Origin of the sequence: Streptomyces sp. NPDC014995 (genome assembly GCF_043080745.1) — a bacterium.
Taxonomy (GTDB): domain Bacteria; phylum Actinomycetota; class Actinomycetes; order Streptomycetales; family Streptomycetaceae; genus Streptomyces.
In genome coordinates, this window is record NZ_JBIBVX010000011.1 from 276218 (window position 1) to 289905 (window position 13688).

Annotated in this window: 11 protein-coding genes; all 11 read right to left on the reverse strand. The window is 72.2% G+C overall.

The window, feature by feature from the left end:
- Positions 1–402 precede the first annotated feature (402 nt).
- Positions 403–1023, reverse strand: a complete 621-nt coding sequence (locus ACF1A1_RS23200) for a hypothetical protein (RefSeq protein WP_392002322.1) — start codon at positions 1021–1023, stop codon at positions 403–405.
- A 35-nt stretch (positions 1024–1058) separates the two neighbouring features.
- Positions 1059–1634 carry a GNAT family N-acetyltransferase gene (locus ACF1A1_RS23205; RefSeq protein ID WP_392002324.1) on the reverse strand — a complete coding sequence of 192 codons (576 nt, stop codon included), beginning with the start codon at positions 1632–1634 and terminating at the stop codon, positions 1059–1061.
- Positions 1612–3840, reverse strand: coding sequence for an MMPL family transporter (locus ACF1A1_RS23210; protein WP_392002326.1), 2229 nt, complete (start codon positions 3838–3840; stop codon positions 1612–1614). Before ACF1A1_RS23210 ends, ACF1A1_RS23205 begins: the two co-directional genes overlap by 23 nt.
- A gap of 203 nt (positions 3841–4043) precedes the next feature.
- On the reverse strand, positions 4044–4466 hold the full coding sequence (locus ACF1A1_RS23215; protein WP_392002328.1) for a hypothetical protein: 423 nt from the start codon (positions 4464–4466) through the stop codon (positions 4044–4046).
- 103 nt (positions 4467–4569) lie between these two features.
- The gene (gene gatB / locus ACF1A1_RS23220) at positions 4570–6078 is read right to left on the reverse strand and encodes an Asp-tRNA(Asn)/Glu-tRNA(Gln) amidotransferase subunit GatB (protein WP_392002330.1); all 1509 of its coding nucleotides are present in this window, start codon (positions 6076–6078) and stop codon (positions 4570–4572) included.
- 16 nt (positions 6079–6094) lie between these two features.
- A complete protein-coding gene (locus ACF1A1_RS23225; RefSeq protein WP_392002332.1) occupies positions 6095–6334 on the reverse strand; it encodes a hypothetical protein in 240 nt (79 codons plus the stop codon).
- Positions 6331–7833: an Asp-tRNA(Asn)/Glu-tRNA(Gln) amidotransferase subunit GatA gene (gene gatA / locus ACF1A1_RS23230; RefSeq protein WP_392002333.1), complete on the reverse strand. Its 1503-nt coding sequence runs from the start codon at positions 7831–7833 to the stop codon at positions 6331–6333. Before gatA ends, ACF1A1_RS23225 begins: the two co-directional genes overlap by 4 nt.
- A 5-nt stretch (positions 7834–7838) precedes the next feature.
- On the reverse strand, positions 7839–8135 hold the full coding sequence (gene gatC / locus ACF1A1_RS23235; RefSeq protein ID WP_018531282.1) for an Asp-tRNA(Asn)/Glu-tRNA(Gln) amidotransferase subunit GatC: 297 nt from the start codon (positions 8133–8135) through the stop codon (positions 7839–7841).
- A 97-nt stretch (positions 8136–8232) separates the two neighbouring features.
- A complete protein-coding gene (locus tag ACF1A1_RS23240) occupies positions 8233–8724 on the reverse strand; it encodes a cupin domain-containing protein (protein WP_392002334.1) in 492 nt (163 codons plus the stop codon).
- A gap of 247 nt (positions 8725–8971) precedes the next feature.
- Entirely contained in the window at positions 8972–11215 is a 2244-nt protein-coding gene (locus ACF1A1_RS23245) for a putative bifunctional diguanylate cyclase/phosphodiesterase (RefSeq protein WP_392002336.1), read from the reverse strand.
- Between the two features lie 269 nt (positions 11216–11484).
- On the reverse strand, positions 11485–13677 hold the full coding sequence (ligA, locus tag ACF1A1_RS23250; protein WP_392002338.1) for an NAD-dependent DNA ligase LigA: 2193 nt from the start codon (positions 13675–13677) through the stop codon (positions 11485–11487).
- Positions 13678–13688: the final 11 nt, after the last annotated feature.

Here is a 13688-nt window from a genome sequence, read left to right on the forward strand (position 1 = left end):
TTCAGCAGCCTCGCGGCAGGTGGTGCGCCGACCTCGGGCGGCCTCGCGGGTCAGTCGCCCGCGCTCGGCGCGGCGGCTCGGCCGGGCTGGGCTGGGCGGGGCTCGGCCCGGCGGGACGGGGCTCTGGCCCGGGGCTGGGCTGGGCGGGGCTCGGCCCGGCCCGGCGGACTGCTGGAGCTCGTACGCGTACACGGTGGGTCCCTCGGGGGAGCCGGGCGGGAGTGGCTCCGCTTGCTGCGATGCCTCACCCCTCGCCTCCCGGGGTGTCCGTCGCCTGGGAAGAGTTCCGCGTCTTCGACGATCGCGTGGGGCCTCGGACACGTGTGAGGGGCCTCGGGGTGGGCCGCAAGGTGCTCGCGGCCCACCCCGAGGCCCCTCGGGACCTGCGGGACCTGCGGTGGTTCAGCCCGTGGACGGCAGTCCGAGCAGGACGTCGGTGTACTTCAGGACGGCCAGCAGCAGACCGACGACGCCGAGCGAGACGCCCGCCCAGGCGACCGACTTGATCCACGGCGCCTGCGGCCTGCCGGGCGCCCCGAAGGCGGGCCGGGCCAGCACCACGACGCCGGTGATCAGCGCGGCCAGCGCGAAGAGGCCGGCCCACAGGGCGGTGGCCTGCCAGGCGTCGCCGTAGACCGCCTCGATCTGCTTGGCGACGCTCGCCGTCCCGCTCGACGAGGCCTCCAGCTGGCCTACGAGGGTCTGGCGCGCGGAGGCGACGGTGCCGATCCAGCCGCCGCTCAGCGAGACGAGGCCCAGCGCGGCGGAGACCACGGCGCCGGCGCCCTGGCCGACGCCCGAGGGGCCGTCCTCCTTGCCGGAGCCTTCCTCGGCGGCGAGCTCGTCACGGGCGGGCTCGTCACCGTCACGGATGCCGGCGGTCTCGTTCTCGGGCTCGGCCGCCTTGTCCGTGGCGTCCGCCGCGTCGTCCTTGGTGATGTCCACCCTCTCCTCGTCGCGCTTCGCCTCGGTGGCCTCGGCGCCCGTCGTGGCGCCGGCCTCGTCAACAGTCTTGGTTCCCATGCCTCGCACCGTACGGACGCTCTCTGAGAGGTCTCTTAATGATCGTTGTGAGCGGCACGCGCGCGTGCGGAGCGCCACTCGGGGGCCAGCACGGACCACACTTCGAGGTCGTGCCGCACCCCACCATAGGGGTGCGCCTCCCGGTGGACACCATCCCGGGTCATGCCGAGCCGCCGGGCGACGTTCAGGCTGGGCCGGTTCCCGGCGGCCGCGACCCACTCCACGCGGTGGATCCCGCGCTGCTCGACGGCGAAGTCGATCAGCACGCGCATCGCGCGCGTGACCAGTCCGCGGCCGGTGGCGGCGGGTTCCAGCCAGCAGCCGACCTCGCAGTTTCCCTGCTCGGCACGGAAGTTGAGGAAGAGCACACCGCCCACGAGCTTGCCCTCCAGCCACAGCCCGTGCAGGGAGCCGGTGTCGGCGGCGCGCATGTCGGCGTACCGCTGGAGCAGGGCCCGCGCGGAGGCCACGTCCGTCTCCTTCGAGCCGAAGGGGATGAACCGCCCGATGAACTCCCGGCCCCGGTCGAGGTGGGCGAGGAACTCCTCGGCGTGCCACGGCTCCAGGGGGCGCAGTTCGGCTCCGTCGTCACCCAGCGATATCGCGTACATCCGGCTGCCGCTCCTTCTCGAGTTCCGCCACGACCTCGGTGAGCCTCTCATGGGCGGCACGGGACTCGGGCGGTTCGATGCTGATGCGCGGCAGGCACCTGTCGAGCCGGCGCGGCAGCCACCAGTTGGCGCCGCCGAGCAGGTGCATCAGGGCGGGCACGAGGAGGGTGCGCAGGACGAACGCGTCGAGGGCTACGGCGGCGGCCAGCGCGATGCCGAACATGGCGATCACCCGGTCGCCGCTGAGGACGAAGGCGAGGAAGACCGAGATCATGATGACCGCCGCGGAGTTGATCACCCGGCTGGTCTCGGCGAGGCCGACCCGGACGGCGCGCCGGTTGTCGCCGGTCTCCAGCCACTCCTCGTACATCCGGCTGACCAGGAAGACCTGGTAGTCCATGGAGAGCCCGAACAGCACCGACACCATGATCACGGGCAGGAAGGGCTCGATCGGGCCGGCGCGGCCCAGCCCCAGCAGCTCGCTCCCCCAGCCCCACTGGAAGATCGCGACGACCACGCCGAAGGCGGCGGTGACGGCGGCGACGTTCATCGCGGCGGCCTTGAGGGGGATGCCGACGGAGCGGAAGGCGAGCAGGAGCAGCAGACAGCCGAGGCCGACGACCGCGGCGACGAACAGCGGCAGCTTGCCGACTATGACCTCCGCGAAGTCGTCGTAGCCGGCCGTCACCCCGCCGACCCGCACGTCGAGGGAGGTCCCGCGCTCGGCCCGCGGCAGCACCTCGTCGCGCAGCCGGTCGACGAGTTCGCTGGTCCGCCGCGACTGCGGGGAGGACTCGGGGACGACGGTGAGGTACGCGGTGTCGCCGCCCGCGCCGTACGTCACCGGCGTCACAAAGGCCACGCCCTCGGTGGTGCGCAGGGTGGCGTCGAGGTTGTCGAGGGCGAGCCGGTCCGCGGCGCCGTCGACGTGCGTGACCAGCGTCAGCGGGCCGTTGACGCCGGCCCCGAAACCCTCGGCCACCAGGTCGTAGGCCTGGCGGGTGGTGCTGGACGCCGGGTCGTTGCCCTGGTCGGAGGTGCCCAGGCGGAGGGAGAGCGTGGGCAGGGCGAGGACGGCGATGACGAGGAGGGCGAGCGCACCGAGCGGCTTGGGGTGGCGCTCCACGAACGCCGACCAGCGGGCGGCCAGGCCGGTCGGCAGCTCCGGCTCGGGCCCGTGCTCGGCCAGCCGGCGCCGTTCGCGGCGGCTGAGGGCGCGCGGGCCGATGAAGGACAGCAGGGCGGGCAGCAGGGTCACGGAGGCCGCGACCGTCAGCACGACGGTCAGGGACGCGGCGATCGCGACGCCGTTGAGGAAGTTCAGGTGCAGGAGCAGCATGCCCAGCAGGGCGATGCACACGGTCGCACCCGCGAAGACGACCGCGCGGCCCGTGGTCGCCACGGCGCCCGCGGCGGCCTCGGTGACCGCCAGCCCCCGCTTCAGACCGCGCCGGTGCCGGGTGACGATGAACAGCGCGTAGTCGATGCCGACGCCGAGCCCGATGAGCAGGCCGAGCATGGGCGCGAAGTCGGCGACGGTCAGGGCGTGCCCGAGCAGCACGATCCCGGCGTAGGCGGTGCCGACGCCGACCAGGGCGGTGGCGATGGGCAGCAGGGAGGCGGCGAGCGAGCCGAAGGCGAGGAACAGCACGACCGCGGCCACGACCACGCCGACGGCCTCGGCGAGGTGCCCGCCGGAGGGCTCGGTGAGGGCGATGGCGCTGCCGCCCAGCTCCACCCGGAGCCCGTCGGTCCGGGCCGACTCGGCGGTGTCGACGACGGCCCGCGCCTCGCCCCGGTCGATGTCCTCGGCCCGGTCCTCGAAGACGACGGTGGCGTACGCCGTCCGTCCGTCCTCGCTGATCCGGGCGGCGCCCCGCTCGTCGTAGGGGCTGGTCACGGACGCGACCCCCGGCAGGTCGGCGATCCGCTCCAGGGTGCGGGTCATGGTCTGTTCGACGGCTGCGGCGCGGACGGTGCCCGAGTCGGTGTGCCACACCACGGTGTCGCTGTCGCCGCCGAGGTCCGGGAAGCCCTCCGCCAGCAGCCGGGTGGCCCGGCCGGACTCGGTGCCGGGGACCTCGTAGTCGTTGGAGTACGAGGAGCCGGTGACGACGGCGGAGGTGGCCGTCCCCGCGAGGGTCAGGAGCCAGAGCAGGACCACGACGAGGCGATGGCGAACACACCGGTGTGCGAGGGCTGCCACGAACGTGCTCCCGGGACGAAGGGTGGATCTTTGACCGGGAACAGTCGTGCGTGAACTGAACAGCCCGCAAAGAACTCATGAGCGATGCGAGGCCACTCTCGCAGCCGAAACGTGATCGTCTGCCGCGTTCATGGGGCTGCTCACAGGAGTGCGAGGCAGATCACAGGACAATGACAGGGCGGATGTCGGGCCTCGTCACGGGCTCAGTCCGACTGATCACCGACCGCCATGATCATCACTCCGGCGATCAGCAGCCACAGCGCGCGCCGGGTACGGCCCCGCGAGCCGAGGACCGCGGCGAAGGCGCAGACGGCGGCGCCGAGGGCGTAGGCCGCCGGGACGAGGACCGGCGCGGAGCCGGTGAGGCGCAGCAGCGCCGCGGCGAGGCCGGCGAGGGTGAGGAGGGCGCCGGTGCCGGTCGCCGCCCAGCGGGCCCGCCGGGCCTCCTCGGTGCCGTCCTCGTCGTCCGGCCCGGGATCCTCGTCCGTCTCCGGGTGCGGGTTCTCGTCCGTCTCCGGGTTCGCGTCCGTCACCGGGTCCCGGGGCGTCCGCCCCTCGGTCTCCTGATCGTCCATCATGTCGGCCCGTATGTCGTCCTGGATGTCGGAGTCGGTACGTCCACTCATGGCGGGCGAGCGTAGCGCCTCGGCCTGAGCGGGCGGAGCGCGGGATGACGCGGCGAGGGGGACGCATCGGTGCCGACGCGTCCCCCTCGGGAGTTCGCGGGGGTCAGCCGACGCCCAGCTTCTCCAGGATCAGCTCCTTGACGCGGGCCGCGTCCGCCTGGCCGCGGGTGGCCTTCATGACCGCGCCGACCAGGGCGCCGGCCGCGGCCACCTTGCCGCCGCGGATCTTGTCCGCGATGGCCGGGTTGCCGGCGATGGCCTCCTCGACGGCGGCGGTGAGCGCGCCCTCGTCGGAGACGACCTTCAGACCGCGCTTCTCGACGACCTCGTCCGGGGTGCCCTCGCCCGCGAGGACGCCCTCGATGACCTGGCGGGCCAGCTTGTCGTTCAGGTCGCCGGACGTCACCAGCTCGGTGACGCGGGCGACCTGCTCCGGCGTGATCGCCAGTTCGTCGAGCGCCCTGCCCGACTCGTTGGCGCTGCGGGCCAGTTCACCCATCCACCACTTGCGGGCGGAGGCCGCGTCGGCACCGGCGTCGATCGTGGCGACGATCGGGTCCAGCGCACCGGCGTTGAGGATCGCCTGCATGTCGGTGGCGGAGATCCCCCACTCCTCCCGCAGCCGGTTGCGGCGGACCAGCGGCAGCTCGGGCAGAGCCGCGCGGATCTCCTCGACCCACTCGCGCGAGGGGGCCACCGGCACGAGGTCCGGCTCGGGGAAGTACCGGTAGTCCTCGGCCTCCTCCTTCACCCGGCCCGAGGTCGTCGACCCGGTGTCCTCGTGGAAGTGGCGGGTCTCCTGGACGATCGACCCGCCCATGCTCAGCACGGCCGCGTGGCGCTGGATCTCGAAACGGGCCGCGCGCTCCACGGACCGCAGCGAGTTGACGTTCTTCGTCTCGGAGCGCGTGCCGAACGTGTCGGAGCCCTTCGGCATCAGCGACAGGTTCACGTCGCAGCGCATCTGGCCCATCTCCATCCGGGCCTCGGAGACACCGAGCGCCCGGATGACCTCGCGCAGCTCACGCACGTAGGCCCGCGCCACCTCGGGGGCCCGCTCGCCCGCCCCGACGATCGGCTTGGTGACGATCTCGATGAGCGGGATACCGGCGCGGTTGTAGTCGAGCAGCGAGTGCGAGGCGCCGTGGATACGGCCGGTCGCGCCGCCGACGTGGGTGGACTTGCCGGTGTCCTCCTCCATGTGGGCGCGCTCGATCTCCACCCGGAAGACCTCGCCGTCCTCCAGCTGCACGTCGAGGTAGCCGTCGAAGGCGATCGGCTCGTCGTACTGGGAGGTCTGGAAGTTCTTCGGCATGTCCGGATAGAAGTAGTTCTTCCGGGCGAAGCGGCACCACTCGGCGATCTCGCAGTTCAGCGCGAGGCCGATCCTGATCGCGGACTCGACGCCGGTCGCGTTGACGACCGGGAGCGCGCCGGGCAGGCCGAGGCACACGGGGCAGGTCTGCGAGTTGGGCTCGGCGCCCAGCTCGGTCGCACACCCGCAGAACATCTTGGTCTTGGTGCCGAGTTCGACATGGACCTCGAGGCCCATGACGGGGTCGTACGACGCCAGCGCGTCCTCGTACGACACGAGGTCGATCGTGGTGGTCACGGTGAAAACTTCCCTCTCAGCCCAGCAGGACGTCGTCGTCGCCCAGCCGCTTCAGCTCGCGGTAGAGAATGGCCAGGTTGGTGACGACCGCGGCACCGGTCACGACGGCGTCGAGCAGCCGCAGCGTGTCGTTGTCACCGCGGGCCTTCTTGATCTGCTTGTAGACACCGACGGCGCCGAACGCCGACGTGGCCATCGAGATGTAGAGACCGGACTTGGACTTCTTGAAACCCTTGGCCTTGGTCAGTGCACTCACAGCGACGGAGCCTCCTCGATCAGCGGGTGGCCCCACTTTTTCACGAAGGCGGCCTCGACGGCGGCGCCGACCTTGTACAGCCTGTCGTCCTTCAGCGCCGGGGCGATGATCTGCAGGCCGACCGGGAGGTTGTCCTCCGGGGCCAGACCGCAGGGGAGCGACATGGCCGCGTTGCCCGCCAGGTTGGTCGGGATGGTGCACAGGTCGGCCAGGTACATCGCCATCGGGTCGTCGGCGCGCTCGCCGATCGGGAAGGCGGTGGTGGGCGTGGTCGGGGAGACGATCACGTCGACCTGCTCGAACGCCTTCTCGAAGTCGCGCGTGATGAGCGTCCGGACCTTCTGCGCGGAGCCGTAGTACGCGTCGTAGTAGCCGCTGGACAGGGCGTACGTGCCGAGCATGATGCGGCGCTTCACCTCGGCGCCGAAGCCCGCCTCACGGGTGAGGGAGGTGACCTCCTCGGCGGAGTGGTTGCCGTCGTCGCCGGTACGCAGGCCGTAGCGCAGGCCGTCGAAGCGGGCGAGGTTGGACGAGCACTCGGACGGGGCGATCAGGTAGTACGCCGACAGGGCCAGGTCGAAGGAGGGACAGTCCAGCTCGACGATCTCGGCGCCCAGTCCCCTCAGCAGTTCGACGGACTCGTCGAAGCGCTGGATGACGCCGGCCTGGTAGCCCTCGCCGCGGAACTGCTTGACGACGCCGACGCGCATGCCGGCGACGCTGCCGTTGCGGGCGGCCTCGACGACCGGCGGGACCGGGGCGTCGATGGAGGTCGAGTCGAGCGGGTCGTGCCCGGCGATGACCTCGTGCAGGAGGGCCGCGTCCAGGACCGTACGGGCGCAGGGCCCGCCCTGGTCCAGGGAGCTGGAGAAGGCGACCATGCCGTAGCGGGAGACCGCGCCGTACGTCGGCTTCACGCCGACCGTGCCGGTGACGGCGGCCGGCTGGCGGATGGACCCGCCGGTGTCGGTGCCGATGGCGAGCGGGGCCTCGAAGGAGGCGAGGGCGGCGGAGGAACCGCCGCCGGAGCCGCCGGGGATGCGGGTGAGGTCCCACGGGTTGCCGGTCGGCCCGAAGGCGCTGTTCTCCGTCGACGACCCCATGGCGAACTCGTCCATGTTGGTCTTGCCGAGGATGACGACGTCGGCGGCCTTCAGCTTCCGGGTGACGGTCGCGTCGTACGGCGGGATCCAGCCCTCGAGGATCTTCGAACCGACGGTCGTCGGGACGCCCTCGGTGGTGAAGATGTCCTTGAGCGCGAGAGGGACGCCGGCCAGCGGGCCGAGCTTCTCGCCGCGCTCCCGCTTCTCGTCGACGGCCCGGGCCTGCGCCAGGGCGCCCTCGCGGTCGACGTGCAGGAAGGCGTGCACCTTCTCGTCGACGGCCTCGATACGGGCCAGGTGGGCCTCGGTGACCTCGACGGCCGTGAGCTCGCCGGAGGCGATCCTCGCGGCGATCTCGGCGGCGGTGAGCTTGATGATGTTGACGTTGTCCGTCATGGCGGTTAGTCCTCCCCCAGGATCTGCGGCACCTTGAAACGCTGCTGCTCCTGGGCCGGGGCGCCGGAGAGCGCCTGCTCGGGGGTGAGCGACGGACGGACCTCGTCCGCCCGCATGACGTTCGTCAGCGGGAGCGGGTGCGAGGTCGGCGGTACGTCTTGGTCGGCGACCTCGCTGACGCGGGCGACCGCGCCGATGATGTCGTCCAGCTGTCCCGCGAAGTGGTCGAGCTCTTCGGGCTTCAGCTCCAGACGCGCCAGCCGGGCGAGGTGGGCGACCTCCTCGCGCGTGATGCCAGGCATGCAGCGTTCCTCTGGGGTGAGTGTGAGTGGTTTGGGCCCAATCCTAGGGGGCGGGGCCGCGTGCCCGTGAAACGGTTTGCCCGGGGCGGCCGGTACGTCACCGGCGGGCCTCCCAGGCGGGGCTGCTGAGGAAGTGGTTGTCGTAGAGCTCCTGCACCTCGAGGAGGCTCTCCGGGGCGGCCTCCCCCAGCCGGATGCGCTGGAGGTGGCGGAAGTACTCGAAGCGCTCGACGCCCGGCGTGATGACGATCAGGAGGTCGGCGGTGCTGCCGGGGGCGGCGGCGAAGGCGTGCGGCCTGCCCGGCGGGACGATGACGAGGTCGCCGCGCTCCGCGCCGACGACGTCGTCGCCGGACAGGAGCCGGGCCTCCCCGTCGAGCAGGAAGAACATCTCGGCGGAGTGGTGGTGCAGGTGCGGGCGGGCGCCGTCGGCGCCCTCCGCGAGGGTGACCCGCACGGTGGAGAGCGCGCCGCCGGACGCGCTGCTGTCGGCGAGCAGTTTGACGGCGACGGGGTCGCCGCCGACGACCTCCGCGTCGGCGTCGCGGACGATCACGGAGTCGTCGAACTCCGGCACGAACAGTGACATGGCTTCTTCCCCTGGGCTGGTGGTGAGTGCGGTGCGCTCGTCCGGCCGCCGACCGGGACAACGACGGCGGTGGCGCGGTGCATTCCGCGGGCGACGGCCCTGTGCCGCGCGTTCTCGTTCAGCCGTGCCGTCGTGCCGCTGTGCTGCCGTGCCGTCGTTCAGCCGTGCCGCCGTGCCGCCGTGCCGCAGGACGATCACGCGAGGGGGCGTCCCCAGGCGGGCCGGACCGGTCGGCGCCGTGGGAGGGTCACTCGTCCGCGGCGGCCGCCGGCAGCGCCGCCGCGGGGCGTTGCCAGCCCCGCGACCCCCGCGCCCGCAGCCATGCCGTCGTCTCCTCCGGGGGCATCGCCGCCGCGACCAGCCAGCCCTGTACGGCGTCGCAGCCGAGGTCGCGCAGCCGCTCCCAGGTCTCGTCGTCCTCGACGCCCTCCGCGACGACGAGCAGACCGAGGGAGTGCGCGAGGTCGACCGTGCAGCGCACGATCTCCGCGTCCTCGGTGTCCACCGCCAGCCGGGCCACGAAGGACCGGTCGATCTTCAGCTCGCTCACCGGCAGCCGGCGCAGATGGACGAGCGAGGAGTAGCCGGTGCCGAAGTCGTCCAGGGACATCTTCACGCCGTGCCCGGTCAGCCCGTTCAGGGTGTCGGCGGCGCGCTGCGGGTCCTCCAGGAGGACGTGTTCCGTGATCTCGAGCTGGAGCGCTCCCGCGGGGACTCCGTGCCGGGCGAGGCGTGCCGCGACGGAGCCGGCGAAGCCGGGGGTGTGGACGTCGCGCGGGGAGACGTTCACCGCGACCGGCACGTACAGCCCCTGGGCCCGCCATGCGGCGACCTGTCCGAGGGCCGTCTCCAGCACGTAGTCCGTGAGGTGCGGCATCAGTCCGGAGGACTCGGCGATCGCTATGAACTCGTCGGGCGGCACCTTCCCCCGCTCGGGGTGCACCCACCGCACCAGCGCCTCGAGGCCGGCGACCTGCCCGTCGAAGCGGACCTTGGGCTGGTAGTGCAGCTGGACCTCGTGGGCGTCGAGCGCGCGCCGCAGGTCGCCCAGCAGACCGAGCCGGTCGGGGGTGTTCGAGTCGCGCTTGGACTCGTAGACCTCGACGCCCGTACGGTCCCGTTTGGCCTGGTACATCGCCACGTCCGCCCGGCGCAGCAGCCCCTCCGCGTCGAGGGCGTGGTCGGGGAAGACGGCGACGCCGGCGCTGGCCTCCAGCACGAGGGTGAGCCCGTCGAGGTCGAGCGGCGAGCTGAGGGCGGAGACGAGGCCGCGGGCGACGCGGGTCGCCGAGGTCGTGGAGTCGGCGACGGGCAGTAAGACGGCGAACTCGTCGCCGCCGAGCCGGGCGACCTCGGCCCCGCGCGGGAGGGCGAGCCGGAGCCGGTCGGCTATCTGGAGGAGGAGCCGGTCACCGGCGAGATGACCGAGCGTGTCGTTGACCGAACGGAAACGGTCCAGGTCGATCAGCATGAGGGCGGCCCGGGCACCGATGCGCTCGGCGTCGTCCAGGGCGGTCCAGATGCGCTCTCCGAGCCACTGACGGTTGGGCAGCCCGGTCAGCGGGTCACGCAACTGCTCCTCGGCCCGGGCGCGGGCCATCCACAGCGTGGAGTCGAGGGCGATGAGCGGGATGGCGAACAGGGGCAGCAGGATCGGCTTGGCCACGGCCACCACGCACACCAGCGGGGCTATGCCGAGCAGGGCGACCGCGACCAGCCCCTGTCTGACCAGGGCGGTGCGGGCGACGGTGGGCAGACCGCCGGCGCGGGGCGCGTGCAGGTACCAGAGCAGGACCCGGGTGACCGCCAGGTAGGCGACGGCGACCAGCACCACCTGGGGGGCCGTGTAGAGCGTCCAGGTGTCGGGGGTCCAGGGTTTCTCGACGGACGGCACCGGCCCGCAGGCCGCCAGCAGCAGCGCACCGGTGCCGATGCCGAGGATGTCCACCGCGCCGTGCAGGACGCCCTGCCGCCAGCGGTGGCGGCGGGCTATGCCGACCAGGACGACGACGGTGAGGCTGACCAGGCCGGCGGGCACCCAGCCGTACAGCAGCAGGACGGCGAGGGTGAGGGCGGCGCCGGAGCCGGTGCCGCCCCACCAGCGGGCCCGGCCGAGCATGACCAGATGGCCGACGATGACGCCGGTGAGCACGGCCAGCGACCAGCCGGCGGTGCCGGCCGGGAAGAGCGCGTGGTGGCCGGTGAAGGCGCGGTAGAAGCCGGCGCCGAGGAGCAACCCGGCCGCCGCGACGACCGCCGCGGGCAGCGCGGGCCAGGACGGGGGCCGTTCGGCCTCGCTGCCGGGCAGCGCGGACGCGCCGGCTCCGGCGGGGGACCGGTCGGGGGCGCGCGGGTCCACGGAGGTGTGCGATGTGCCGGCGCGCGCCTCGGCGCGCTCCGACCACGCCACCCACCGGCTCCCCCACCGGACGCCGGTGCCCCGGCGCCGGCGCAGCCGTGAGTCCGGGGCGGCGCTCTCGGTCGGTTCCATTCCCGTCCCTCTCACAACCGGCGGTGCCCACGCCACACGGCCCACTGCCCGACAACCCTTGGGCGGCGCCGCGTTGGAAAACTCTTCCCCCGCCCATCACGAGCACGGGGATGCCCCGACCGCAGCTGGGCACGGCAGGCGCACGTCTCAACACTAGGCCGCAGAAGGCTTCCACGGGCACCGGTCGTCGACGGTTGCCCGAATGCGCCCCGGCCACCCTTATGCATCTGATATGCGCCGATCGGGTGGCCTTCAACCGCCGTTCCTCGCTACTCCGTCACGGGAAGCGCGGCTTCCGCCGCCGCCTCGGGGCCCTGTTCCAGGAGGACGGTGAAGCCGTCCTCGTTCAGAACGGGCACTTTGAGCTGCATCGCCTTGTCGTACTTCGATCCCGGGCTGTCACCCACAACGACGAATGACGTCTTCTTCGAAACCGAACCGGTCACCTTCGCTCCGCGGCTCTGCAGGGCGTCCTTGGCACCGTCGCGGGTGAAGTGTTCGAGCGTGCCGGTCACGACGACCGTCAGGCCTTCGAGGGGGCGGGGGCCCTCGTCCTCGCCGGAGCCCTCCTCCTCCATACGGACGCCGGCGGCCTTCCACTTGCGAAGGATCTCGCGGTGCCAGTCCTCGGCGAACCACTCCTTGAGGGAGGCCGCGATGGTCGGACCGACCCCGTCGGTGCCGGCCAGTTCCTCCTCGCTCGCCTGGTCGATGCGGTCGATGGAGCGGAACTCCCGCGCCAGCGCCTCGGCCGCGACCGGCCCGACGTGGCGGATCGACAGACCGGTGAGGACGCGGGCGAGCGGGCGCTCCTTGGCGGCGGCGATGTTCTCCAGCATGGCGACCGCGTTCTTCTTCGGCTCGCCCTGCTGGTTGGCGAAGACCGTGACGATCTTCTCCTCGCCCGTCTTCGGGTCGCGCTTGGGCAGACCGCTGTCCTGGTCGAGGACGTACGCCTTGATGGGCAGCAACCGCTCGATGGTCAGGTCGAACAGATCACCCTCGTCGGCCAGCGACGGGTCCTCCGGCTCCAGCGGCTTGGTGAGGGCCGCGGCGGCGACGTACCCGAAGTGCTCGATGTCCAGCGCCCGGCGGCCGGCCAGGTAGAAGAGGCGCTCGCGCAACTGGGCGGGGCAGGTACGGGCGTTGGGGCAGCGCAGGTCGACGTCGCCCTCCTTCATCGGGCGCAGCGGAGTACCGCACTCGGGGCACTCGGACGGCATCACGAACTCGCGCTCGCTGCCGTCGCGCAGGTCGACGACCGGCCCGAGGATCTCCGGGATGACGTCACCGGCCTTGCGCAGCACGACCGTGTCGCCGATGAGGACGCCCTTGGCCTTGACGACGTCCTGGTTGTGCAGTGTCGCGAACTCGACCTCGGAGCCGGCCACGGTGACCGGCTCGACCTGGGCGTACGGCGTCACACGGCCCGTGCGACCCACGCCCACGCGGATGTCGACGAGCTTGGTGTTGACCTCCTCCGGCGCGTACTTGTACGCGATCGCCCAGCGGGGGGCACGGGCCGTGGAGCCGAGCCGGCCCTGGAGCCGGATCTCGTCGAGCTTGACCACCACCCCGTCGATCTCGTGCTCCACCGAGTGCCGGTGCTCGCCGTAGTACGCGATGAACTCCCGTACGCCGTCGAGGTCGTCGACGACCCTGTTGTGCGTGGCGGTGGGCAGCCCCCAGGCCTTGAGCATGTCGTAGGCCTCGGAGAGGCGGGTGAGGCCCTCGTAGCCCTCCAGGGCTCCGATGCCGTGGACCACCATGTGCAGGGGGCGGGTGGCCGTCACGCGCGGGTCCTTCTGCCGCAGTGAACCGGCCGCCGCGTTGCGCGGGTTGGCGAAGGGCTTGTCGCCGGCCTCGACCAGGCGGGCGTTGAGCTCCTCGAACTTCTCCATCGGGAAGTAGACCTCGCCGCGGATCTCCACGAGCGTGGGGACGCCGTCGCCGGAGAGCCGGTCCGGGATCTCGGCGATGGTGCGCACGTTGGGCGTGATGTCCTCGCCGGTGCGGCCGTCGCCGCGGGTCGCCGCGCGCGTGAGGCGGCCGTTCTCGTAGGTGAGGTTGACGGCGAGGCCGTCCACCTTCAGCTCGCACAGGAAGTGGTACGCGGAGGCGCCGACGTCCTTGTGGACGCGCTCGGCCCAGGCGGCCAGCTCCAGGTCGTCGAAGGCGTTGTCCAGCGACAGCATGCGCTCGCGGTGCTGGACCGCCGTGAAGTCCGTCTCGTAGGCGCCCGCGACCTTCTGGGTCGGCGAGTCGGGCGTGCGCAGCCCGGGGTACCGCTCCTCCAGTGCCTCCAGGGAACGCAGGAGACGGTCGAACTCCGCGTCGCTGATGACGGGAGCGTCCTTCACGTAGTACCGGAAGCGGTGCTCCTCGATCTGCTCAGCGAGCTGCGCGTGCTGCTCCCGTGCCTCCGTAGGCACCGTCGTCTCCGCTTGCTTGTCGCCGGCCACCGTGTTGTCCT